The following is a 22,758-nucleotide window of genomic DNA, read 5'->3' as shown; positions in this document are numbered from 1 at the left end:
GCGGCATCGCCGAGTTCTTGCCAGGCGGAGGGTGCTGCGGTACTTTTCCGCGGAACCGTCGCGCCACGAGGGTGCGGTATGAGCGCTGACGGAGGCGAGCACATGGTGAGGCGACCTGGTGGGGCGGTCGTGATGACGGCGATGGTGGCTGCAGTACTGATGTCCGGGTGCGCCACGGGCACGGACCCCGAGACCACCAGCGCCGAGCCCTCGCCGACCCCCGCGGCCGGGGCCGATCCGGAGTTCGGCGACGTGGATGGCACCTGGTGCCCCGTGCCGGAATCGGGCTTGACCGCGTGCGTCGCGGTGTCGCTGCCCTCCGTCGCGTGGGACGGGTCCCCGGCCGACGAATACGTGTACCCGCGGGACACGCCGGCCGAGGATGGCGACCCGCGTGAGTTCACCGATGCGGCCTACGACCACGCCCCCAACTAGGGCGAGTGCTGGGGCCGCGACCGTCGACGTATACCCGTCGGCGAGCGGTGCCGCGTTCACGTACTGCCCGGCAGGCGCAGCATCCGGTGACCCCGACATCGACGATCCGGTCACGTTCTTCGCGGCGCCCGAGTTCGACGGCTGGTTCCCCGACGGCGTACCGGACCACTCGGATCAGGACCGCCTGTACATCACCCAGAAGCTCACGCCCTACCCGTACCTCCGCGCGGACGGCTGAGCCTGGCCACGGTCGCGGTGTGGCCGACCTCGGGTGTCACTTGCGCGGCCTACAATCGAGGCCATGCCCGGCAGCGATTTTGTTCACCTCCATGTGCACACCGAATACTCGATGCTGGACGGCGCGGCGCGGCTGGATGACCTCTTCTCGCACGCCAAGGAACTGGGCCAGACGGCCATCGCCACCACGGACCACGGGTACATCTTCGGGGCCTACGACTTCTGGGCCAAGGGCAAGGCGCACGGGGTCAAGCCCATCATCGGCGTCGAGGCATACCTGACCCCGGGCACGGCCCGGCAGGACCGCTCGCGAGTGAAGTGGGGCGAGCGCGGCCAGGAGTCTGACGACGTCTCGGCGGGCGGCGCCTACACCCACATGACGATGTGGGCGCAGAACACCGAGGGCATGCACAACCTGTTCCGGATGTCGTCCTACGCCTCGCTCGAAGGCAACTTCCACAAGCCCCGGATGGACCGCGACCTGCTGCAGCGGTACGGCAAGGGCATCATCGCCACCACCGGGTGCCCATCCGGAGAGGTGCAGACGCGGCTGCGGCTCGGCCAGTACGACGAGGCGCTGCGGGCGGCAGGAGAGTTCCAGGACATCTTCGGCGCCGAGAACTTCTACGTCGAGCTCATGGACCACAACCTCTCGCTCGAGAAGCGCGTGCGCGAGGACCTGCTGCGGCTCGCGCACCAGATCGGCGCACCGCTGGTCGCGACCAACGACTCGCACTACGTCAAGAAGGAGGACTCGACTGCTCACGAGGCGCTGCTGTGCGTCCAGTCGGGGTCCAACCTCAACGAGCCCACCTCCGACCAGGGTGGCAAGCGGTTCGCATTCAGCGGCGACGGGTACTACCTCAAGAGCTCCGCCGAGATGCGCCAGCTGTGGCACGAGCTGCCCGAGGCGTGCGACTCGACGGTCGCGATCGCCGAGCGGTGCGAGGTCGAGTTCAACACCAAGGCCGACTACATGCCGGTCTACGACGTGCCCGCCGGCGAGGACGAGAACTCCTGGTTCGTCAAGGAGGTCCAGCGCGGGCTCGTGGAGCGGTTCGGCGAGGCGGTGCCGACCGAGGTTCAGGAGCGCGCCAACACCGAGATCGAGGTCATCACCGACAAGGGCTACCCCGGGTACTTCCTGGTGGTCGCCGACTTCATCAAGTGGGCCAAGGAGCAGGGCATCCGGGTGGGCCCCGGGCGAGGCTCGGGCGCCGGCTCGATGGCCGCGTACGCGATGCGCATCACGGACATCGACCCGCTGGTGCATCAGCTGTACTTCGAGCGATTCCTCAACCCGGAGCGCGAGTCCAAGCCCGACTTCGACATCGACTTCGACGAGCGCAGGCGCGGCGAGGTGATCCGCTACGTCTCCGACAAGTACGGCGAGGACAAGGTCGCGATGATCGCGACCTACGGCACCATCAAGGCCAAGCAGGCGCTCAAGGACGCCTCGCGCGTGCTCGGCAAGCCCTTCAGCCTGGGCGAGCAGCTCACCAAGGCGTACCCCGAGCCGCAGCAGGGCCGCGACATGCCGCTGTCCGGGCTGTTCGACACCAAGCACCCGCGCTACAACGAAGGCGGCGACCTCCGGGCCATTCTGGAGGCGGACCCCGAGGCCCAGCAGGTGCTCGAGCTCGCGCAGGGCCTGGAGGGCCTCAAGCGCCAGTGGGGAGTGCACGCGGCCGGCGTGATCATGTCGAGCGACCCGCTCATCGACATCATCCCCATCATGCGCCGCGAGCAGGACGGCGCCGTCATCACCCAGTTCGACTACCCCACGTGCGAAGAGCTGGGGCTGGTCAAGATGGACTTCCTGGGGCTGCGCAACCTCACGATCCTGGACGACGCGCTCTACAACATCGAGCACAACGGCAAGGAGCCGTTGGTGCTCGAGGACCTCGAACTCGCGGACGAGGAGACGTTCGAGCTGCTGGGCCGGGGCGACACCCTGGGCGTGTTCCAGCTCGACGGCGTGGCCATGCGACAGCTTCTCCGGCAGATGCGCCCCGACACCTTCGAGGACATCTCCGCCGTGCTCGCGCTGTACCGGCCGGGCCCGATGGGCGTGAACTCGCACACCAACTACGCCGAGCGCAAGAACGGCCGGCAGGCGGTGGACTACATCCACCCGGAGCTCGAGGCGCCCCTCAAGGAGGTCCTCGAGGTCACCCACGGCCTGATCGTCTACCAGGAGCAGGTCCAGAAGATCGCGCAGATCGTCGCGGGCTACACGCTGGGCGCCGCCGACCTGCTGCGTCGCGCGATGGGCAAGAAGAAGCCCGAGGTTCTGGCCAAGGAGTTCGAGCCGTTCAGCGCGGGCATGCGCAAGAACGGGTTCTCCGAAGAGGCCATCAAGAAGCTCTGGGACACGATGGTCCCGTTCGCCGACTACGCCTTCAATAAGGCCCACACGGCCGCGTACGGCGTGCTGTCGTTCTGGACCGCCTACCTGAAGGCCCATTACCCGACCGAGTTCATGGCGGCGCTGCTCACCTCGGTGGGCACCGACAAGGACAAGTCCGCGATGTACCTGGGCGAGTGCCGCCGCATGGGCATCACTGTGCTGCCGCCGGATGTCAACGAGTCCATCGCGTACTTCTCCGCCGTGGGAACCGACGTGCGGTTCGGTCTCACGGCGGTGCGCAACGTGGGCTCCAACGTGGTGGCGGAGATCATCAAGGCGCGGGAGGCCAAGGGGGCCTTCGAGACCTTCCAGGACTTCCTCGACAAGGTGCCCGCGACCGTGTGCAACAAGCGCACCATCGACTCGCTCATCAAGGCCGGCGCGTTCGACTCCCTGGGGTACACGCGCCGCTCGCTCAACGCGGTCCACGAGCAGGCCATCGACTCGGTGGTGGGAGTCAAGCGCCAAGAGGCGACGGGCCAGTTCGACCTGTTCGGCGGGGATGCCGAGCTGGGCGGGGGAGTGACAGTGCTCGTTCCCGCTCTCGAGGAGTGGGACAAGAAGACGCTGCTCAACCTCGAGCGAGACATGCTGGGGCTCTACGTCTCCGACCATCCGCTGGCGGGGCTCGACCACATCATCCGTTCCGAGGCCACGCACCAGATCCTCGCGGCGACCCCTGCGAACGGCGTGGGCGACGGGCAGCAGGTGGTGTTCGCGGGCCTGGTCACGCGAGTCGACCGCCGCGTCGCGAAGTCAGGCAACGCCTACGCGATCGTCACCCTCGAGGACCTCACGGCCGAGACGGAGATCTCGTTCTTTGGGCGCACCTACGAGACCTACGCTCGCGATCTCGCGGACGATGCGGTGCTCACCATCAAGGCGCGCGCCCGGGAGCGAGGCGACGGTGGGCTGCAGTTCAGCGCCGTCGAGCTGCGCGTGCCCAACCTCACCGTGGTCGACAACTCTCCCGTCTCGATCACGCTGCCCGCCACCCGGGTGAACCCGGCCATGGTCGAGGAGATCAAGGCCATCCTGCGCTCGCACCCCGGCTCCGTCGAGGTGCGGATGGTGCTCACCGGCAGCGGCGAGTCGATCACGATGCGGCTGGGCGACGAGTTCCGCGTGGACCGATCCAGCGCGCTGTTCGGAGATCTCAAGGCCGCGTTCGGTCCGAGCTGCCTCGCTCCGGCTCCGGCCACCGTCAGTACAGGCTGAGCCCGCCGTCGGTCTTGATGACCTGACCGACCACCCACGCGCCGTCGGCTGTCGCGAGCCAGGCGATCAGGCGGGCAGGGTCGGCCGGTTCGCCGAACCGCCCGAACGGTGTGCGACGTCGCCACTCGTCGATCTCCGTGAGGTCGCGGTCCGTGCCGTCCGGGTCCAGGTAGCCGGTGTTCACCGGCCCGGGGTTGATGGTGTTGAGGATGATCCCGAGATCGAGCAGCTCGGCCGCGACGGTTGCGGTGATGCCGGACAGCGCCGCCTTGGACGCTGCGTACGCGACCTCCCCGCGCATCGGCCCGTCGCCCTGGCCGGACGTCATCCAGAACACGCGACCCACCGGCGCTGCGAAGGGCTCGCGGTCGGTGGCGCGGTCGCCGGGTCGAGCTGCGGCCTCGCCCGGGGTGCGATGGAGTGCCGCGAACTCCTTCGTGAGCAGGATGGTCGCGCGCGAGTTCGTCTCCCACATCGCGCTCAGCCGCTCCGCGGTCATGTCGAGGATCGCGCCGTCGTCGCCGCTCTTGGCGTGGTTGCACACCAGGATGTCGAGCCGTCCCGTGAGGGAGGCGGCGTCGCGCACCAGCCGGGCCGGCGCATCGGCCTCGCGCAGGTCGGCGTGCGTGCTCCCCAGCCGGGCGCCGTCCGTGCGTGCGCCGTCGAGGGCCGCGAGCACCGCATCGATGTCGTCACCGCCCCAGGGCTGGGCGACGTCGTTCGGGCGGTAGTGCTGGACATACACGCTGGCGCCGAGGTCGAGCAGGTGCGTGGCGACGGCGAAGCCGATGCCCTGGCGGCGAGAGACGCCGGTTACCAGAGCGGTCTGGCCGGCGAGGGGACGTACGTGAGTCATGTGAAGTCCTGGGGTCGTCGTGACGAGTGGATGCCCGGCGCAAGGGCGGCCCGGGCGAGGTCGCGGTTCTCGCCGCGATCACGAGTCACAGGGTCTTCATGCCCGCCAACCTACCAGCGCACGCGTTAGCGTCATCTCATGACCCCCGTCACCTGGCAACGCCTCGAGGGAGCAGCCCTCGCCCTCGCGGCGCTCGCGGCCGCCGCGATGCTCGATGGCTGGTGGTGGCCGCTGGCGCTGTTCCTCGTATTCGACCTCAGCGCGCTCGGATACGTGGCAGGCACCCGCATCGGCGCCGCGACCTACAACGCCGGACACGCGCTCGTAGGCCCGAGCGTGATGGCGGGGTGGGCGCTCGCGAGCGGGGGCTTCGGAGTGCCAGGCGGGCGCGTGGCGGCTCTCGTGGCGGCGGCGTGGGCGTTCCACGTCGGCGTGGACCGGGCGCTCGGCTACGGGCTCAAGCACGCGGACTCCTTCCAGCACACGCATCTGGGATGGATCGGCAGGTCGCGGACGGGGGAATGATGCGCCACGCGGCACGGTTTCTCCTGGCAGGACATCGAAGGAGATCTCCATGACCATCGCCGTCACCGCCGCATCCGGCAGCCTCGGACCCCTCGTCATCGACGAGCTGCTCGCGCACGGAGTGCGGCCCAGCCAGCTCATCGCGGTCGTCCGCGACCTGGGGAGGGCCGAGCGGATGGCCGCCCAGGGCGTCACCGTGCGTCAGGGCAACTACGACAACCCTCCGAGCCTCCTCGCTGCGCTGGAAGGAGTGAGCAGGGTGCTGGTGATCTCCGGTTCCGAACTGGGACGCCGCGTCGTGCAGCACGCCAACGCGATCGACGCCGCGCGGGACGCGGGGGTGAACCTGATCGCCTACACATCCGTGCTGCGCGCGGGCGAGGCGACGCTCAACCCGCTGCTCGAGGAGCACGTGGGGACCGAGCGGTACCTCGAGGCGAGCGGCGTCCCGTTCGTGATGCTCCGGAACGGCTTCTACACCGAGAACTACGCGGCCCAGGCTCGCCAGGTGCTGTCGTCCGGAGAACTGCTGACGAGCGCGGGGGAGGGACGCACCGCGTCTGCCGCGCGCCGGGACTTCGCCGCCGCCGCGGCCACCGTGCTCACCACTCCCGGCCACGAGGGCCAGCGATACGAGCTTGCCGGCGGGGCGGGCTGGACCATGCATGATCTCGCCGAGGTGATCGGGCGCATCGGGGCCAGGCAGGTGCATGTGCGCCAGGTGGATGAGGTCTCTCATCTCGAGGCGCTGCTGGGCGCGGGGGTGCCGCAGCCCGTGGCGGAGCTGACCGTCGCCATCGACCAGGCCGTGCGCGCGGGGGAGTTGGACACTGCCGGGGACGACCTCGAGCGATTGGCGGGCCGCGCCACGACCTCGCTCGAGGACGGGCTGCGTGCGGCGATGGCCTAGCACCACGGGCGCCCGGCGGGGATAGGCTGGTGCGCGTGCTGAGCCGAATCGACCTGCGTGACCGCGACCTGTCCGCCCGCGAGCTGCTCGCGATCGTTCCTCGAGCCGACGTCAACGTCGCGGACGCCCGCGCGGTCGTGGAGCCGATCCTTAACGCAGTCCGCGAGCGCGGTCTCGACGCGATTCGAGAGCTCGGCGAGCGCTTCGATGGCGTGGACCCCGAGTTCCTGCGCGTTCCTCCCGAGCGCATCGAGGCCGCGGTCGCGACTCAGGATGCCGCCGTGCTCGACGCGCTCCGCGAGGCGATCACGCGCGTGCGAACCTTCCACGAGGCGACCGTGCCGCCGCCGGTGTCGGTCGAGGTCGCTTCCGGTGCCACGGTGTCGCAGCGCTGGATCCCGGTGGGCCGCGTGGGGCTGTACGTCCCTGGCGGCCTCGCCGTGTACCCCAGCTCCGTCGTGATGAACGTCGTCGCCGCTCAGGCCGCGGGGGTCCAGTCGATCGCGGTCACCACGCCACCCCAGAAGGAGTTCGGCGGCGAGCCGCACCCCACGATTCTGGCCGCGTGCGCGCTGCTGGGCGTGGACGAGGTCTACGCCGTGGGCGGTGCGCAGGCGATCGGCATGCTCGCGTACGGCGTCGACGGCCTGTGCGACCCGGTGGACGTCATTACAGGGCCGGGGAACGTCTACGTCGCGGCCGCCAAGCGTGCGGTGAACGGCGTGGTCGGCATCGACTCCGAAGCCGGACCCACGGAGATCGCGATCATCGCCGACGACACCGCGGACCCCGACTTCGTGGCCTCCGACCTCCTCAGCCAGGCCGAGCACGACCCGATGGCCGGCTCCGTGCTCATCACCGACTCAGAGGAGCTCGCCGAGCGCGTCGAGACGGCGCTGCAGCGCCGGGCCGATGCGACCAAGCACCTGGCGCGGGCCAAGGAGGCCCTGACGGGTCGCCAGAGCGCGATCATCCTCACCTCCGGCATCGACCAGTCCGTGCAGGCCGCGGACGCCTATGGAGCCGAGCACCTGGAGATCCACACGCGAGCCGCCGCCGCGGTGGCGGCTCGCATCCGCAACGCCGGAGCGATCTTCGTCGGCCCTCACAGCCCCGTGTCGCTGGGCGACTACATCGCGGGCTCGAACCACGTGCTGCCCACCGGCGGCACCGCGCGCTTCGCGAGTGGCCTCAATACCGCGAGCTTCCTCAAGGCGGTCTCGACCATCCACTACACGGCCGATGCGCTCGCAGCGGTGGAGGACAGCGCAGTCGCGCTCGCGGAGGCCGAGGACCTGCCGGCTCACGGCGAGGCGATCCGCGCCCGCTTCGAGCGGTAGCGGGCCGCTGCCGGCACGAGCAGCGGCGCGCTCAGTGCACCCGCTGCGTCACCGAACCCCGAGCACGAACGGAGACACCGCCGCGGCGCCCGCGCGCAGCAGCAGCCGCGACGCGACGGTGAGCGTCCACCCCGAGTCGGTGTAGTCATCCACCAGCAGGACCGAGCGCCCGCGCAGTCCTTCGAGCGCAGCCTCGTCCAGTTCAAGTCCGAGGCGGCGCGACACCGACGCCAGCCGTTGCGCCGAGTTGACGTCGTGCCTGTCCGGCTCGGGCCGCGAGGACACGGGCCCCAGCGTGCCGACGAACGGCACCTTCAGGAATCGCGCGAGGCCCGGTCCGAGGTGGTCCATCAGCTGCGGCCGGGTCGCCGAGCGCACCGACACGACGCCATGCACCGCGAGCGACGGTGACGGCCCCTTGACCCCGCCCCAGAGCTCGTTCCAGTCCTCGAGAGCGCGCACGGCAGCCTCTCGCAGCGGCGGCGGCGTCTCGCCGTCGATCGGCGCGCCCGATTCGTCGCGCGACTCGAACAGGTCCCGCAGCGCGCCGGACCATCCCAGCCCGTCGAGCCGGGCGATCGCCCGGCCGGCACGGGCCTGCTCCTCTGCGGGGATGCGGCCGCGCAGATCCACACCGAGCGCGTCCATGCCGCTTGGCCACTGTCGGCGCGGCACGATCTCCACGCCCACGCGATCCATGCCGTCGCGCGCCGCCTCCACGGCCGAGCCGTCCGGCACTGAGGGAAGGTCCACCCCTCCGCACACGTCGCAGCGCCCGCAGCGCCAGCCCTCGGTCAGGTCCGGGTCGTCGAGCACTCGCCGGAGGAAGGCCATGCGGCACGTGTCGAGCCGCTCGTATTCGAGCATGGTGCCCTGCTCTGCGGCACGGGTCTGCGCCACCCGCGCATACCTCTCGGCGTCGTACGCCCAGGGCTCGCCGGTGGCCATCCATCCGCCTTTGACTCGGCGCACCGCTCCGTCGACGTCCAGCACCTTCAGCATCGACTCCAGCCGGCCCCGCCTCAGGTCGACCTGGGTCTCGAGTGCTGCCACGGAGGTCGCCTGCGCAGTGCCCAGCGCGCCCAGGGCCGCCCGCACCTGGTCCTCGGGCGGGAACGCCTGCGAGCCGAACCACTCCCAGATGGCGCGGTCCTCGGCCCCGGGCAGCAGTACCACCAGTGCTCGCGCGACGCCACGGCCAGCGCGCCCCACCTGCTGGTAGTACGCGATGGGGGACGACGGTGCGCCCAGGTGGATCACGAAGGCGAGGTCGGGCTTGTCGAAGCCCATCCCCAGAGCCGACGTCGCGACCAGCGCCTTGACGCGGTTGGCCTTGAGATCCTCCTCGAGCTGCTCGCGCTCGGCCGGGTCGGTGCGCCCGGTGTAGGCGCCCACCGTGTGCCCGGCGGACCTCAGCTGAGACGCGACCTCCTCGGCCGCGGAGACGGTCAAGCAGTAGACGATTCCCGAGCCATCGATCTCGCTCAGGGCCGAGGCGAGCCACGCCACGCGCGCCGCGGGGTCCGGCAGCTGCACCACGCCCAGGTGCAGCGATTCGCGGTCCAGCGCGCCGCGCAGCACCAGCACGTCGTCGTGCCGATCCAGGCCGCCTGGCTCGACATCGGCCCGGCGCACGCCCAGCTGCTCCGCCACGTCTGCGGTGACGCGCGAGTTCGCGGTGGCCGTGGTCGCGAGCACGGGGATGCCGTCCGGCAGCTCTGACAGCAGCGTGCGGATTCGCCGGTAGTCGGGCCGGAAGTCGTGACCCCAGTCCGAGATGCAATGCGCCTCATCGATCACGACGAGCCCCGCATCCGCCGCGAGACGGGGCAGCACCTCGTCGCGGAACTGCGGGTTGTTGAGCCGCTCGGGCGAGCACAGCAGCACGTCGATCTCTCCGGCAGCGATCGACGCATGCACCTGGTCCCACTCCGTCACATTCGCGGAGTTCACCGTGGCGGCACGGATTCCCGCTCGCGACGCCGCCTGGATCTGGTCGCGCATGAGCGCCAGCAGCGGCGACACGATGATGGTCGGCCCTGCCCCACGCGCTCGCAGCAGCATGGTCGCCACGAAGTACACCGCGGACTTGCCCCAGCCCGTGCGCTGCACGACGAGCGCCCGCGCGTGCCGCGCCACCAGCGCCTCGATCGCACGCCACTGGTCGTCGCGCAGGGCGACGTCGTCCCGGCCCACGAGCGCTCGCAGCGCGGCCTCACCCTCCGCCCTCAGTTCGGCCGATGCGTGGGCGGGGTCGGTCTCGGCAACGGGCACGGTCGTGGGGTCAGGAGACATGCCCCCACCGTAGGTGCGCGGGCCGACATCTCGGTCCCGGGGGATCTCGAGGGCGATCCAGGGCGCAGGGTGAGTGCAGCAGTGGGCAGGAGTGCTATCCGGGAGGGGATCGCCCGGCCACTAGACTTCCTGCCATGACTCTGCCCCTGCGCCCCGAACTGATCGGGCTGGAGCCATACGGAGCCCCTCAGCTCGACGTGACTGCGCGCCTCAACGTCAACGAGAATCCGTACGCGCCCCCGCCCAGCGTCGTCGACGCGATCGCCCAGGCCGTCCGGAAGGCCGCCGAGGGACTCAACCGGTACCCGGACCGCGACTTCACTGCGCTGCGTGCCGATCTCGCCCACTACCTGGAGGTCGAGAGCAACGTCGACTTCGTGGAGGTGCGCAACATCTGGGCCGCGAACGGCTCGAACGAGGTGATGCTGCACCTGCACCAGGCCTTCGGCGGGCCCGGTCGGCGCGTGCTGAGCTTCGCTCCCACGTACTCGATGTACCCGGAGTACGCGCGTGACACGGTCACGGACTACGTGACGCTGCCGCGCCGCGATGACTTCACGCTGGACATCGATGCCGCCCAGGCGGCGATCCGCGAGATCGAGCCCAGCCTCGTGCTGGTCGCGAGCCCCAACAACCCGACGGGCACGGCGCTGAGCCTCGACGACGTGCACGGTCTGATGGCCGCGGCGGATGGCGTCGAGGGTGGCTGCGTGGTGGTGATCGACGAGGCCTACGCCGAGTTCCGTCGCGCGGGCGTGCCGAGCGCCGCCACGATCATCCCGGAGCACCAGAACCTCGCGGTGAGCCGCACCATGTCCAAGGCCTTCGCGCTCGCGGGTGGTCGCCTGGGGTATCTGGTGGCCCACGAGCCCGTGATCGACGCCCTGCGCGTGGTGCGGCTGCCGTACCACCTGAGCGCCGTCACGCAGGCGACGGCCCGTGCCGCCCTCGCGCACCATCGCGAACTGCAGGCGCAGGTGGACGAGATCCGGGCCGAGCGCGACGACACCGTCGCGTGGCTCACCGATCAGGGATATACGGTGGCGGAGACGGACGCGAACTTCGCGCTCTTCGGCCCGTTCGAGGATCGGGAACGAGTGTTCGAGGGGCTGCTGGAGCGCGGGGTGCTGATCCGCGTCACGGGCCCCGAGGGATGGCTGCGGGTGTCGATCGGCACTCCGCAGGAGATGGCGCTGTTCCGCAGCGCGCTACTGGAGGTCACCGCATGAGCCGCACCGGACGCATCGAGCGCGCGACGAGCGAGTCGCAGGTGCTCGTGGAACTCGACCTGGATGGCTCGGGCACTACCGACATCGACACGGGCGTGCCGTTCTACGACCACATGCTGACCGCGCTGGGCAAGCACTCGCTGATGGACCTCACCGTGAAGGCGACGGGCGACGTGCACATCGACAGCCACCACACGGTCGAGGATGTCGCGATCTGCATTGGCGAGGCGCTCAAGGAGGCGCTGGGCGACAAGGCCGGCATCTCGCGGTTCGGCGACGCGATGGTGCCGCTCGACGAGGCCCTCGCGCAGTGCGTGGTCGACGTCTCGGGGCGCCCCTACTGCGTGCACATCGGTGAGCCAGTGGGTCAGGCCACGCACCTGATCGGCGGCAACTTCGCGGGGTCGCTGACGGGCCACGTGCTCGAGTCGATCGCGCACCACGCCGGCATCTGCGTGCACATGCGCGTGCTCGCCGGCCGCGATCCGCACCACATCGTCGAGGCGCAATTCAAGGCGCTGGCGCGTGCGCTGCGCGCTGCGGTGACGGCCGATGCGCGGGTGAAGGGCATTCCTTCGACCAAGGGCGCGCTGTGACGGACGACGGAGACGTCGACGTCCCCGACGATCTCTCGAGCCTCGCCGACGCGAAGCCGATGGGGGAGACCGGTCCTCACGTCGAGAGGGACACGGTCGCGCTGTTCACTCCCATCCAGAACGGCCGGGTGCTCGCTGCGGTGTGCGCGCTCAACGGCGTGCGGGGCCAGACCATCGAGACCTCGGCCGGTGCCTTCGCGGTGCTGGACGACACCAGCGCGGGCGCCGTCGACACCGCAGGCGAAGTGGTGAGCGCGTTCGTCAAGACGCAGCCGATTCTGGCGATGGAGCGCCGTGCGGGCCAGATCACGGTGCGCCGTTGGTTCGAAGGCGTGAAGGGCGACACGTTGCCGCCAGGGCTCGCGCTCGACGAGGCGCCGGGAGTCATCACCACCCTGATGACCGGTACCCAGACCATCGATGAGATCGCCCTCACGCACCCGGGCAAGGTCTTCCACGCGCGAATGTCGCGCATGAAGGCGTTCCGCGAGCTGCGTCGCGCCGCCAAGGACGCCAAGCGTCAACTGAAGGCGCGAGAACAGAACGCGCGCGATTCGAACCCGGACCCCGGCGGCTCCTGACGTGGCGCTCCGGGTGTAAACGATCGTTTACACTTGAGGAGTGGCCTCCTCCTCAGACACCCCCGCTCGCATCCGCGATGCCGCACTGTCGCTCTTCAGTGGGCCCCTGGGGCCCACGGCGAGCGTGCGGGACATCGCCGAGCACGCTGGCGTGTCACCTGCACTCATCATCCGCCACTTCGGGTCCAAGCAGGGCCTGAGGGAGGCCGTCGACGCGGAGGTCGCGGCGACCATCGACCGCCTGCTCGCCGAGATCGAGAGCAACCCCGAGCTCGGGGTCGACGGCAACCAGGCGAGCGCCCTCGCGGTGGCGATGGAGGCCCATCTGCCCCCCGGCTCGCCCATCCCGGGGTATCTGTCCTGGTGCGTGGGAGACGCGTCGGACGGCGCGCAGCGGCTTCTTGCGCAGATCATGGATGCGAGCCGGCGGGCGTTCGAGGCGGTGGCCGAGGCGGGTCTCGTGGACCGCGGTCCCGACCCGGCCGTGCGGGCTGCGGTGATCGCCGCGCTCGACCTGGCGGCGCTGACCTTGCACCGGCCCATTGGCCACGTCATGGGAACCACGCCGCTCACCCGACCCGGCACTGACGTGTGGGCGCGCGAAGTCGCGCACCTCATCGCTCGCGGCTACGGCCGTACACCCTAAGGAGAGACATGACCACCGCTCGTCACCCACGCGCCCCCAAGCTCACCGCGTTGGCCCTCCACGCCGTCGCCGTCGCGTTCGGCCTCGCCTTCCTGGCGGGAGCGTTCGAGCCGTGGGGCAGCGCCTTCGCTCCCGACGCCACGCCCGTCCGGCTCTGGCTGCTGGGCGGCGCGTCCGTCGTCTACCTCGTGCGTTTCACGATCACGCAGTTCGTCCTGCTCAAGCGCCCCTTCCCGTGGGAGGAGGCCCTGTTCGTGGGGCCGTGGGTCGCGATGCTGCAGGTGGGGCTCGTGATGCTCGGCGGGAACGTCGCCGGTCCCCTCGGCTGGGTGGCCGTGGCGGGTGCGGTGCTGTACGCGGTGGGCTCGTACCTCAACACGGCGTCCGAGGCGATGCGCCTCGTGTGGAAGCGCGATCCCGCTCATCAGGGGCGCATCTACGACAAGGGCCTGTTCGGGTACTCGATGCACATCAACTTCTTCGGTGACTCCCTGCTCTTCACGGGGTTCGCGATGATCGCCGGCACGTGGTGGGCGGCGATCTTCCCCGCGGTGATGACGGCGATGTTCGTGGGCTATCACATCCCCCGCCTCGATCAGCATCTCGCGGACCACTACGGCGAGCAGTTCCGCGACTACTCCGCGCGCGTGAAGAAGTTCGTGCCGTTCGTCTACTGACCCACGGTGCACGCGGCATGCCGCGGGCGCATCGGCCGTCTTCTCCCCGTCGATAGACTTCTCCAGTGACCTCCCCACTCGTCTGCGTCCTCGACTACGGCTTCGGCAACGTCCGCTCGGCGGTGCGTGCCGTCGAGCATGTGGGAGGCCGCGTGGTCCTGACGGATGACCGGGCGATCGCGGAGAACGCGGACGGGCTGATCGTGCCCGGGGTGGGTGCGTTCGACGCCGTCATGACGGGGCTCAAGGGCGTGCGCGGCGAGCAGATCATCGGGCGCCGGCTGTCCGGCGGGCGGCCCGTCCTGGGCATCTGCGTGGGGATGCAGGTGATGTTCGCCAAGGGCGTCGAGCACGGTGTCGCGTCTGAAGGCTTGGACCACTGGCCCGGCACCGTCGAGAAGCTGCAGGCGCCGGTGGTGCCCAACATGGGCTGGGCGCCGGTGGACGTGCCGGCAGACTCCGTGCTCTTCGAGGGGATCGCGGACGAACGCTTCTACTTCGTCCACTCGTACGGCGCGCGTGAGTTCCCGCTGGGCACTACGGAGGACACGGGGCGCTTCCGGGCTCCGCTGGTGACGTGGTCCGAGGCGGGCACGGCCGATGCGTCGGACCGGTTCGTCGCCGCCGTCGAGAACGGCCCCCTGAGCGCCACCCAGTTCCACCCGGAGAAGTCGGGTGAGGCGGGGCTGCAGTTGCTGCGCAACTGGGTGACGTCGCTCCGGTGACACTGCATCGTCGCGGTGTACGGTCGAGCGGTGACGATGGTGACCATTCCGCCCGGTGACGTGAGTCTTCGCGACGCGCGGCGCGATCGTGAGCGCATGGTCGTGCTCGAGTCCTTCGAGATCTCCGCTGTCCCGGTCTCGCGGCGCGCACTGGCAAAGAGAGAGGACCACTCTGCGCTGCCGGCGGCGGACGTGACGTGGTTCGAGGCCGTCGAGTGGTGCAACGCCGCCTCCGACGCGGAAGGGCTCGTTCGCGCGTACTCGTGGCGAGGCTCGTTGGTGGAGTGGGATCCCGCAGCGGATGGCTACCGGCTGCCGACGGTCGCGGAGTGGGAGTACGCCTGCCGGGCAGCCTCAGATGGTCCCACCTATGGGAGCCTCGCAGACATCGCGTGGACCGCGAGGGATGACGTCGACGGCCCCCAGCCAGCGGCCTTGAAGGAACCCAATGCATGGGGACTGTTCGACACTCTGGGCAACGTCTGGGAGTGGTGCTGGGACTACGCCGACCCGGCGCGCTACGCGGACTACCGCACCCTCAAGGGCGGCGGATGGTCCGACAAGGAGTGGGCCTGCCGCGTGGGGGTGCGCCGAGCCAGCGCGCCCGATGCGCGGATCGAGGACGTGGGCTTTCGAGTCGCACGAGGTGGGGTGTCGGGCATAGACGGGGTATTCCAGGGATGGTCACCGCAAGCTGACCACGAGCGGGCGGACATCCGTGGCGCACTGCCGCTGGGGTGGACGCCATTGCGGGAGTTGGCGCGCCGAGCGCTCGCGCAATACGAGGCCTACCCGCAGCCGTCCTGGCAGTCGCAGGACTCCTGACCGTGGAGCAGTGCGCCCGAGGTCGTCGCGCACCCGTCGCCCCGCCACGCTTCGAGCCCCTCGCGCACCGCGAAGCCGGCGATCACGAGCGCCGCGAGGGGATCCGCCCACCACCAGCCGAGCAGTGCATTGAGCGCGAGGCCCACCAGCAGCGCGGCCGAGAGGTACGAGCAGATGATGAGCTGGCGCGCGTCGGCGACGGCGGTGGCGGATCCGAGCTCGTGGCCTGTGCGGCGTTCGAACCACGCGAGGGTGGGCATGATGGCGAGCGACAGCGCTGCCAGGATGATCCCCACGCTCGAATGCCCCGGGGCGTCCCCTGAGATCAAGGCTCGTGACGCATCGGCCGTCACGACGAGCGCGAGAGCGAAGAAGGCGCCTGCGATGAGCCGCAGGGTGATCCGCTCGCGCTGCCGGGGGTCGGGTGCGGAGAACTGCCACGCCACGAAGGTCGCGGAGGCGACCTCGACCACCGAGTCGAGGCCGAACCCCACGAGCGCGCTCGAGGACGCCGCGGCCCCGGCGATGAGCGCGACGGCCGCCTCGACCACGTTGTAGGCGATCGTGAGACTCACGATGATGCGGATGCGCCGGCGCAGGGCGGCCGTGCGGGCGCCGGTGAGAAGAGGTGTGGCCATCAGCAGGTGCACCCCTCGGAGTCGCAGCAGGAGGGATCGAGCGTCACGGTCATCGCGAGCATCGCCTCAAGGGCGGTCGCGAGCGACGGGTGCGCGAGAGAGTAGTGCGCGTGGCGTCCACGACGCTCGGCGGTGACCAGCCCGCAGCCGCGCAGGCACGTGAGGTGGTTCGACATCGATTGGCGGCTCACGCTCAGCTCGGCTGCGAGGTCAGCGGGGCAGTGGGTGCCGTGCCGCAGCGCAAGGAGGATCGCGGCGCGCGTCGGGTCGGACAGCGCGTGAGCGACGTGCGCCACGGCGGCGGTGTGGGCGGGAGCTGCGCACGCGATGTGATCGCGAGGCTCCGACGGGCTGGTGGGCACGGTCGTCGTCGACGGTGCGGAAGTCATGCGGGCCACATTAGTACAGCCACAGATGTACTGTCGAGCGCGCGTCATGCTCCCGGTGCCGGTAGCCTGGTGCCCGCGCGCAGGCGCCCGGGCAACCGGGTCTTGCCCGCGCATCGGCTGTCCCACACGAAAGCGAGATCATGACTGACTCCCCGCGCCTCGAGCTGCTGCCCGCCGTCGACGTCGCCGACGGCCAGGCCGTCCGCCTCACCCAGGGCGAGGCAGGCACCGAGACCGGCTACGGCGACCCGCTGTCCGCGGCGCAGGACTGGGTGAAGGGTGGCGCCGAGTGGATCCACCTCGTGGACCTCGACGCGGCGTTCGGCCGTGGCTCCAATGCGGAACTGCTCGAGCGCGTGGTGAAGTCCGTCGACATCAAGGTCGAGATGAGCGGTGGCATTCGCGACGACGAGTCCCTCGAGCGCGCGCTCGCGACCGGGTGCGCACGCGTGAACATCGGCACCGCGGCGCTCGAGAACCCCGAGTGGACGGCCGCCGCGATCGCCAAGCACGGCGACCGCGTGGCCGTGGGGCTCGACGTGCGCGGTACCACGCTGTCCGGGCGGGGATGGACCCGTGACGGCGGCGATCTGTGGGACGTGCTCGCGCGACTGGACCGCGAGGGCTGCAGCCGCTATGTGGTGACGGACGTCAAGAAGGACGGCATGCTGTCGGGCCCCAACACGGGCCTGCTGATGGACGTGTGCGACGCGACCGATGCGGCCGTGGTGGCCTCCGGTGGCATCAGCTCTCTCGAGGACATCGCGGCGCTGAGGGCCATCGTGGACCGCGGCGTCGAGGGTGCCATCGTGGGCAAGGCGCTGTACAACCGCAACTTCACGCTGCCGCAGGCCCTGGACGTCGCCGGCCGTCCGTAGCGCCGCCCGGGCCGCGTCAGGGCCAGCGCGTAGCATCGTGACCATGAGCGACACCGGTGGGGCCGAGCCTTTCAAGGAGATCCCGGAGTCCGTCTTCGCCGACGACGACGGCAGCGCCGATGCGCGCCTCGCCCAGGCTCTGATCCGCTATTCCCACGCGAAGACTCCGCTCACGGAGGTGGTGGACGCGCTGGCGTACGCGCGCGTGCTGATCCCCGTGATGGCGAGCGGCGAACAGCGCGTGATGGGGGACTACGGCGTGGAGAAGGACGAGGTCGCGTCCACGGGCGTGGTCGCCGTCCAGATGCCCGATGGTCGCGCCGCGCTGCCCGTCTTCACGGACGTGGATGCGGTCAGGGCGTGGAACGATCGCGCACGTCCCATCCCTGCGGAGGGCCCGCGCGCAGCGCTGGCGGCCATCGCGGAGAGCTGGGCGAGCCTCGTCATCAACCCCGGCATGGAGACCGTCGTGATTCCGCGGCCGGCCGTGTGGGCCCTGGGCCAAGGGCTGACGTGGAGGCCCGCCGTCGTGGACGGCCAGGTGAGCGACGAGGTTCGCGAGGCCGTCACCAGCGCGGTGTCCACGGACGCGGCGCTGCGGACGGTCGAGGTGGTGGCAGGCAACGGGGCCGAGGTCGCCGTGGTGCTGCGGCTCACGCCAGGTCTCACGCAGCCCGAGGTCGACGACGTGGTGCAGCGTGTCCAGCGGGAGCTCGCCCACTCGGACGTGGTGGCGCAGCGCGTCGACAGCCTCGAGCTGCGGCTCGCGACTGCCTAGCCACCGATCGCCTCGGTGCATGCCCAAGGCGCGGCGGTCGCGCGGGCGACGTCAGTCGGCTACCGCTCGCATTCGGCCGTGTTCGGCACCTGAGCGGACTCCGTCGCGAGGAACTGCGTCAGCGAGTCGAGTGTGACCGCGTACGACCATCCCGCGGCGCCGGCGGCGTACGCCACGCCCACCACCTCGCCCACCTCATCGACCACGGGGGAGCCGGAGTTCCCCGGCTCGATGTGCGCGTAGAGCTCGTAGACGTCGTCCTGGCCGGTCTCGATGGTCTCCGGAGTCGTGTTCGTGAACTCACCGGCGGTGCTGGTGAGCCGGCCGCCCTCGGGGTAGCCCACCACATGGAGCACGTCACGGCGCTCCGGGCCGCGTGCAGCAATGGTGGCGGTCTCCGGGAAGGTTCCGTCGATGTGAACCAGTGCGAGGTCGGTGCTCTCGGACAGGACCGACGACGTGCCGGTGTAGTGGCGACCGTCGTAGCTGGTGAGTCCGATCTCGAGCGCACCTTCGACCACGTGCCTGTTCGTCACCGCGGTGTTCTCGTCGAGCACCCACGCCGAGCCATTGCCGTACTCGTCGCAGGTCATGACGGACACGCGCAGCGCGACACGCTCGACGGACGTGAAGCCGTCGTCGCCCACGGGGATCGCGGGCGCGGGAGTGGGAAGAGCGACGTCGGCGACGAAGGTGTCGGGGAGCGGCGGCGGGGCCGTGGGGAGCGAGGCGCAGGCGCTGAGCGTGAGGGCTGCGACGGCTGCCGCCGCAGCCAGGCGTGGGCTCACTCCTGCGCGTCCAGGTGCTCGGTCCACGCGCTGTCGATGTCGTCACAGAAGTCGTCGATGCTGCGCTCCGCGTCGCGCAGGCTGGACGCGGTGTATCGCGATGCCTGCTTGAGGTAGCCCACCAGCTCCGCGCGCTCGTCCGCGCAGATCCGGAACTGCTCGACCATGTCCTCCGCGTACGTCAGGTCGTCCGTCGCGTTGGCGTCTTGGTCCGCCAGCGTCGAGACCTTCTCCTTCGCGACCACCAGATGTGACTGGGTGGTGCTCAGTTCGGTCACGGTGGCCTCCAGCTCCGCCGTGGCGGTCGCGAGCTGGTCGCCCAGCTCGAGCGCCTCTGCCCGCAGCTCGTCGTTCTGGTCCTGCCATTGGGAGTGCGTGATCCAGAGGTAGCCGCTCAGGCCCGTCAGCGCCGCGACTCCGGCCGCGGCGGCGGTCCACCCGATCGCTCGCACAGCCCGACGGCCGCGGCGTGGTCGCTCGGAAGAGGCCGCAGGTGCTGCCGTGGAATCGGTGGTCTCGATCTCTCGCGAGTCCCACTGGTCCGGATGCTCCACCGTGCCTCCTCGTCGGACAGGGCCGGGTCTAGGCGGTGATACTAGCGCGAGCGCTGCTACGCATCACAGTCGACGGGCTCGGGTACCAGGAGCGCGGGCTGCGCCAGCAGGGTGTTGAGCACGGAGACCGGCACGATGAAGCTCTGGTTCGTGTCCGGGTTCTTGGCGTAGACCACCCCCACCACCTGGCCATCGTCGTTCAGCACCGGCGAGCCTGAGGATCCGGGTTCCACGATGGCGGTGGTCGCGAGAACCGTGTCGACGGCGGAGCCCACCGGGTCCTTCACCGGCCCGAGCACCACGCCCGAGACCGTGGTGAGCTTGCCGCCGTTGGGGTAGCCCACCACCGTGATGACGTCACCCTCCTCAGGGTCCTCCTCGGCGCGGGCGGCGAAGGCGCCGCCCAGCGGCTCTTGAGTGGTGATGATCGCGATGTCCGCGACGGTGGTGCTCGATGCGGCGGTGGCGTCGATGGACCGGCCGTCGTGCGTCGAGACCTGGATGTCCTGAGAATCGTCGATCACGTGGCGGTTGGTGACCAGTGTGAACGCGTCGAGGGCGAACCCGGTGCCGGTCTTCACGAAGCCGCACCCGATGTTGCGCACGCGTACGGTCATGCGCTGCGCGGCGGAGAACCCGTCGGGGGACAGTCCCACGCTCGAGGTGACGGGGGTCGCGGTGGGCGCAGGCACCCAGTCGGAGGGCATGGCCGCTGGCGTGTGGGGCAGCGTCGCACAGCCGCTCAGGGCGAGGACCGATGCGAGCGCAACGGCCAGTGCGCGGCGTGCCGCGGTGAGGGGTCGGGTCGTCATTCGTTCAGCGCTTCCTGGAGGCGGTCGTTCGCCCCTTCCGCCTCGGCGCACAGTTCCCGCACACTGTCGGAGAAGGCCGCGAGCTCTTCCGGGTCATAGTTCTCGGCGTCTCGCAGGTAGGTGACGAGCTCCTGCTGGCCGTCGACGCATCGGTGCAGCGCATTCGCCACCCCGGCCGCACTGGAGACGCTCGTCTCGAGCGCATCGATCTCCTGCTGGTAGACCGCAGACTCGTCGACGGCGCTGGCCTTCTCCGAGCTCAGGTCGGTCACCTTCTGGTTGGACGTCGCGAGCTGCTGCGTGAGCAGGTCGATCTCGGACGTCAGCTGCAGCGTGGTCTGCTGCTCCGACGACAGGCGCGCGCCCAGGTCGTAGTTGACGTCCGTGAGGACCCCGGCGCGCTCCTCCCACTCGTCGGAGGTGTTCCATAGGTACCAGTCGAGGGCGGCCGCGCCGCCGAACAGCAGCATGAACACGATCGTGGCGGCGATCCAGCCCCGCCTGCCGGGGGTGCGGCCTGGCGCGGGCTCGCGATCGACAAGCCCGTCGGAGCGCCTGCGGCGCTGGGCGATCGCGACTTCGCGGACGCCGCCGTCGACGCGTCTGCGGCCGCGGCTGCGGCTGCGCGTGGCTGGCGAGACCGGTGGGGGGATGGGCGTGCTCGCGGGATCGTCGATCTCGTCCGCCTCAGAGGCATCGGACTCGTCTTCGCCTTCCGGCGTGCCGTCGTCGGCATCACCAGCATCGCCGCGACCCGTGTGCGAGGGGGCCGATGCTGGGGCCGGGCCGTCGCTCCGGGTACGGATCTGCTCAGGCAGCAGGGGAGTCGACGCGTCGTCGACATGCGCGGGGTTCGCGTCGGGGCGGACGCCCTCGTCTACCGCAGGCTCCGCGCCCGCGCGATCGCTCCTGCGACGCCCGTGCCCGTAGTCATCGGTATCGGTGCTCATTCCCTACGTGACTGCCCCCGTGTACTTCTCACCCGGGCCCTCGCCGGGTGCGTCCGGGATGGCCGACGCCTCCCGGAAAGCCAACTGTACGCTCCGCAGCCCATCCCGCAACGCGCGCGCGTGGGTGTTGCCCAAGTCGGGAGCAGCCGCGGTGATGAGGCCGGCCAGCGCTTCGATCAGCTTGCGCGCCTCGTCGAGGTCCTGGTGCTCGTCGCCGTCCTCGGCGAGGCCGCATCGGAGAGCGGCCGCGCTCATCAGATGCACGCCTACAGTGGTGATCAGTTCGACCGCGCTGACGTCCGCCATGTCCCTGGCGGCCGCGGTCGACGCCAGCTCCAGCGGGTCAGCGCCCGTTCCTGCACGATTCTCGCTCATGGTGGTACCCTAGGTGACTGACCGGCTGGGGATCACTTCCCAGCGCACAAGTGGAGTCCACCTCCCACCCTAGGGCCAAAGAATTGGGCCGGGGTCAGGTCACGGCAGTCGCAGCGCGACGACCGTGGACCCGGTGGCCTCTGCTCGTGTTCGAGCAGGGGCTTTCTTCTTGCCCGGCGGCAGCACATTCGACAGAAGGAGCCACCCATCAACGAGCCCCGTATCAATGAGCGCATCCGCGTTCCTGAGGTCCGCTTGGTCGGGCCGAACGGTGAGCAGGTCGGAATCGTCCGGATCGAGGACGCGACCCGCCTCGCGCAGGAGTCGGACCTCGACCTCGTCGAGGTGGCGCCCAACTCGCGCCCGCCCGTCGTCAAGCTCATGGACTACGGCAAGTTCAAGTATGAGGCGGCGGTCAAGGCTCGCGAGTCGCGGCGCAACCAGGCGAACACTGAGATCAAGGAGATGCGGTTCCGTCTCAAGATCGATGAGCACGACTACGAGACCAAGAAGGGCCACATCATCCGCTTCCTCAAGGGCGGTGACAAGGTCAAGGTCACGATCATGTTCCGCGGTCGCGAGCAGTCGCGTCCCGAGATGGGTCGCCGTCTGCTGCTGAAGCTGGCGGACGAGCTGCAGGATCTCAGCGTGGTCGAGAACATGCCGTCCCAGGAGGGGCGCAACATGTCGCTCGTGCTCGGTCCTCTGAAGAAGAAGGCCGAGGCCATGGAGGAGCAGCGCAAGGTCCGCGAGGAGCGCAAGGCAGCCGACAAGGCTGAGCGTGCCGAGCGGGCGGCTGCCAAGGCCGAGAAGTCTCCTCAGGTCGACACGGCCGAGGCGACCACCGAGGTCGAGCAGCCAGAGGAGACCGCCACGGTCGAAGAGGCAGCCACGATCGAAGAGGCGGCGGAGCCGGAAGCGGCTGCGGAGCCCAAGGCGGCGCCCAAGCCGAAGGCGGCCCCGAAGCCCAAGGCGGCGGCCAAGCCCGCTGCGAAGCCCGCCAAGCCTGCGGCACCGAAGAAGACCGATACCGAGACGTCCGGCGAGTAGCCCGGGAACTATCCGTTCGCTCCGCGTGGAGCGAGCATCAC

Annotated in this window: 25 protein-coding genes; 16 read left to right on the top strand and 9 right to left on the bottom strand. The window is 70.0% G+C overall.

From position 1 onward, the window contains the following. Window positions 1-78 precede the first annotated feature (78 nt). The 3 genes from AOP72_RS07700 (at window position 79) to dnaE (ending at window position 4,300) form a co-directional block, all read left to right on the top strand. Entirely contained in the window at window positions 79-435 is a 357-nt protein-coding gene (locus AOP72_RS07700) for a hypothetical protein (RefSeq protein ID WP_062134609.1), read from the top strand. Next, a complete protein-coding gene (locus AOP72_RS07695) occupies window positions 395-673 on the top strand; it encodes a hypothetical protein (RefSeq protein WP_152650297.1) in 279 nt (92 codons plus the stop codon). The genes AOP72_RS07700 and AOP72_RS07695 overlap by 41 nt, the downstream gene beginning before the upstream one ends. A 63-nt stretch (window positions 674-736) precedes the next feature. Next, window positions 737-4,300 (top strand): DNA polymerase III subunit alpha, encoded by a 3,564-nt coding sequence (gene dnaE, locus AOP72_RS07690; RefSeq protein ID WP_062134604.1) that lies wholly within the window; start codon window positions 737-739, stop codon window positions 4,298-4,300. Here the strand turns inward: dnaE and AOP72_RS07685 are convergent. Continuing rightward, entirely contained in the window at window positions 4,287-5,156 is an 870-nt protein-coding gene (locus tag AOP72_RS07685) for an SDR family oxidoreductase (RefSeq protein WP_062134601.1), read from the bottom strand. The two genes, dnaE and AOP72_RS07685, sit on opposite strands and share 14 nt — an antisense overlap. Before the next feature lie 138 nt (window positions 5,157-5,294). On the opposite strand from AOP72_RS07685, the gene AOP72_RS07680 reads away from it, so the two are divergent. The 3 genes from AOP72_RS07680 to hisD are packed head-to-tail and all read left to right on the top strand — an operon-like array spanning window position 5,295 to window position 7,931. Continuing rightward, window positions 5,295-5,681, top strand: coding sequence for a DUF4260 family protein (locus tag AOP72_RS07680; RefSeq protein ID WP_062134599.1), 387 nt, complete (start codon window positions 5,295-5,297; stop codon window positions 5,679-5,681). A 49-nt stretch (window positions 5,682-5,730) separates the two neighbouring features. Further along, on the top strand, window positions 5,731-6,591 hold the full coding sequence (locus tag AOP72_RS07675; RefSeq protein ID WP_062134595.1) for an SDR family oxidoreductase: 861 nt from the start codon (window positions 5,731-5,733) through the stop codon (window positions 6,589-6,591). 35 nt (window positions 6,592-6,626) lie between these two features. Beyond that, window positions 6,627-7,931, top strand: a complete 1,305-nt coding sequence (hisD, locus tag AOP72_RS07670) for a histidinol dehydrogenase (RefSeq protein ID WP_062137006.1) — start codon at window positions 6,627-6,629, stop codon at window positions 7,929-7,931. Window positions 7,932-7,979: 48 nt separating this feature from the next. Here the strand turns inward: hisD and AOP72_RS07665 are convergent, their stop codons facing one another. Beyond that, window positions 7,980-10,226 carry a RecQ family ATP-dependent DNA helicase gene (locus AOP72_RS07665; protein ID WP_062134592.1) on the bottom strand — a complete coding sequence of 749 codons (2,247 nt, stop codon included), beginning with the start codon at window positions 10,224-10,226 and terminating at the stop codon, window positions 7,980-7,982. Between the two features lie 134 nt (window positions 10,227-10,360). Here AOP72_RS07665 and AOP72_RS07660 point away from each other — a divergent pair, with 134 nt between their 5' ends. The 7 genes from AOP72_RS07660 (at window position 10,361) to AOP72_RS07630 (ending at window position 15,505) form a co-directional block, all read left to right on the top strand. Continuing rightward, entirely contained in the window at window positions 10,361-11,455 is a 1,095-nt protein-coding gene (locus tag AOP72_RS07660) for a histidinol-phosphate transaminase (RefSeq protein WP_062134589.1), read from the top strand. Beyond that, a complete protein-coding gene (gene hisB / locus AOP72_RS07655; RefSeq protein ID WP_062134585.1) occupies window positions 11,452-12,051 on the top strand; it encodes an imidazoleglycerol-phosphate dehydratase HisB in 600 nt (199 codons plus the stop codon). The genes AOP72_RS07660 and hisB overlap by 4 nt, the downstream gene beginning before the upstream one ends. Next, window positions 12,048-12,632: a hypothetical protein gene (locus AOP72_RS07650; protein WP_062134582.1), complete on the top strand. Its 585-nt coding sequence runs from the start codon at window positions 12,048-12,050 to the stop codon at window positions 12,630-12,632. Before hisB ends, AOP72_RS07650 begins: the two co-directional genes overlap by 4 nt. A 40-nt stretch (window positions 12,633-12,672) precedes the next feature. Continuing rightward, a complete protein-coding gene (locus AOP72_RS13900; protein ID WP_062134575.1) occupies window positions 12,673-13,278 on the top strand; it encodes a TetR/AcrR family transcriptional regulator in 606 nt (201 codons plus the stop codon). 8 nt (window positions 13,279-13,286) lie between these two features. Continuing rightward, window positions 13,287-13,955, top strand: a complete 669-nt coding sequence (locus tag AOP72_RS07640; protein ID WP_062134573.1) for a DUF1295 domain-containing protein — start codon at window positions 13,287-13,289, stop codon at window positions 13,953-13,955. 65 nt (window positions 13,956-14,020) lie between these two features. Continuing rightward, window positions 14,021-14,680, top strand: a complete 660-nt coding sequence (gene hisH, locus AOP72_RS07635) for an imidazole glycerol phosphate synthase subunit HisH (protein WP_062134570.1) — start codon at window positions 14,021-14,023, stop codon at window positions 14,678-14,680. A 36-nt stretch (window positions 14,681-14,716) separates the two neighbouring features. Beyond that, on the top strand, window positions 14,717-15,505 hold the full coding sequence (locus AOP72_RS07630; protein ID WP_062134567.1) for a formylglycine-generating enzyme family protein: 789 nt from the start codon (window positions 14,717-14,719) through the stop codon (window positions 15,503-15,505). On the opposite strand, the gene AOP72_RS07625 is transcribed toward AOP72_RS07630, so the two are convergent. Continuing rightward, the gene (locus tag AOP72_RS07625; RefSeq protein WP_062137003.1) at window positions 15,469-16,143 is read right to left on the bottom strand and encodes a cation efflux transmembrane domain-containing protein; all 675 of its coding nucleotides are present in this window, start codon (window positions 16,141-16,143) and stop codon (window positions 15,469-15,471) included. The two genes, AOP72_RS07630 and AOP72_RS07625, sit on opposite strands and share 37 nt — an antisense overlap. Continuing rightward, complete coding sequence (locus AOP72_RS07620) at window positions 16,143-16,532, bottom strand: ArsR/SmtB family transcription factor (RefSeq protein WP_084631508.1); 390 nt, start codon at window positions 16,530-16,532, stop codon at window positions 16,143-16,145. The genes AOP72_RS07625 and AOP72_RS07620 overlap by 1 nt, the downstream gene beginning before the upstream one ends. Window positions 16,533-16,672: 140 nt before the next feature. On the opposite strand from AOP72_RS07620, the gene priA reads away from it, so the two are divergent. Both priA and AOP72_RS07610 read left to right on the top strand, forming a co-directional pair. Beyond that, entirely contained in the window at window positions 16,673-17,410 is a 738-nt protein-coding gene (gene priA / locus AOP72_RS07615) for a bifunctional 1-(5-phosphoribosyl)-5-((5-phosphoribosylamino)methylideneamino)imidazole-4-carboxamide isomerase/phosphoribosylanthranilate isomerase PriA (RefSeq protein WP_062134565.1), read from the top strand. Window positions 17,411-17,453: 43 nt separating this feature from the next. Further along, complete coding sequence (locus AOP72_RS07610; RefSeq protein ID WP_062134562.1) at window positions 17,454-18,188, top strand: SseB family protein; 735 nt, start codon at window positions 17,454-17,456, stop codon at window positions 18,186-18,188. 59 nt (window positions 18,189-18,247) lie between these two features. On the opposite strand, the gene AOP72_RS07605 is transcribed toward AOP72_RS07610, so the two are convergent. The 5 genes from AOP72_RS07605 to AOP72_RS07585 are packed head-to-tail and all read right to left on the bottom strand — an operon-like array spanning window position 18,248 to window position 21,667. Beyond that, complete coding sequence (locus AOP72_RS07605; protein ID WP_062134559.1) at window positions 18,248-18,976, bottom strand: S1 family peptidase; 729 nt, start codon at window positions 18,974-18,976, stop codon at window positions 18,248-18,250. Beyond that, window positions 18,973-19,530: a hypothetical protein gene (locus AOP72_RS07600; protein ID WP_062134556.1), complete on the bottom strand. Its 558-nt coding sequence runs from the start codon at window positions 19,528-19,530 to the stop codon at window positions 18,973-18,975. Before AOP72_RS07600 ends, AOP72_RS07605 begins: the two co-directional genes overlap by 4 nt. A 56-nt stretch (window positions 19,531-19,586) precedes the next feature. Continuing rightward, window positions 19,587-20,342, bottom strand: a complete 756-nt coding sequence (locus AOP72_RS07595; RefSeq protein ID WP_062134553.1) for a S1 family peptidase — start codon at window positions 20,340-20,342, stop codon at window positions 19,587-19,589. Then, window positions 20,339-21,292, bottom strand: a complete 954-nt coding sequence (locus tag AOP72_RS07590; protein WP_062134550.1) for a hypothetical protein — start codon at window positions 21,290-21,292, stop codon at window positions 20,339-20,341. Before AOP72_RS07590 ends, AOP72_RS07595 begins: the two co-directional genes overlap by 4 nt. A 3-nt stretch (window positions 21,293-21,295) precedes the next feature. After that, window positions 21,296-21,667 carry a DUF1844 domain-containing protein gene (locus AOP72_RS07585; RefSeq protein ID WP_062134548.1) on the bottom strand — a complete coding sequence of 124 codons (372 nt, stop codon included), beginning with the start codon at window positions 21,665-21,667 and terminating at the stop codon, window positions 21,296-21,298. 255 nt (window positions 21,668-21,922) lie between these two features. Here AOP72_RS07585 and infC point away from each other — a divergent pair, with 255 nt between their 5' ends. Next, on the top strand, window positions 21,923-22,717 hold the full coding sequence (infC, locus tag AOP72_RS07580; protein ID WP_238581639.1) for a translation initiation factor IF-3: 795 nt from the start codon (window positions 21,923-21,925) through the stop codon (window positions 22,715-22,717). Window positions 22,718-22,758: the final 41 nt, after the last annotated feature.

Source organism: Demequina aestuarii (assembly GCF_000975095.1).
GTDB classification, from domain to species: Bacteria; Actinomycetota; Actinomycetes; order Actinomycetales; family Demequinaceae; genus Demequina; species Demequina aestuarii.
This window is presented reverse-complemented; position numbering and strand designations above follow the sequence as displayed.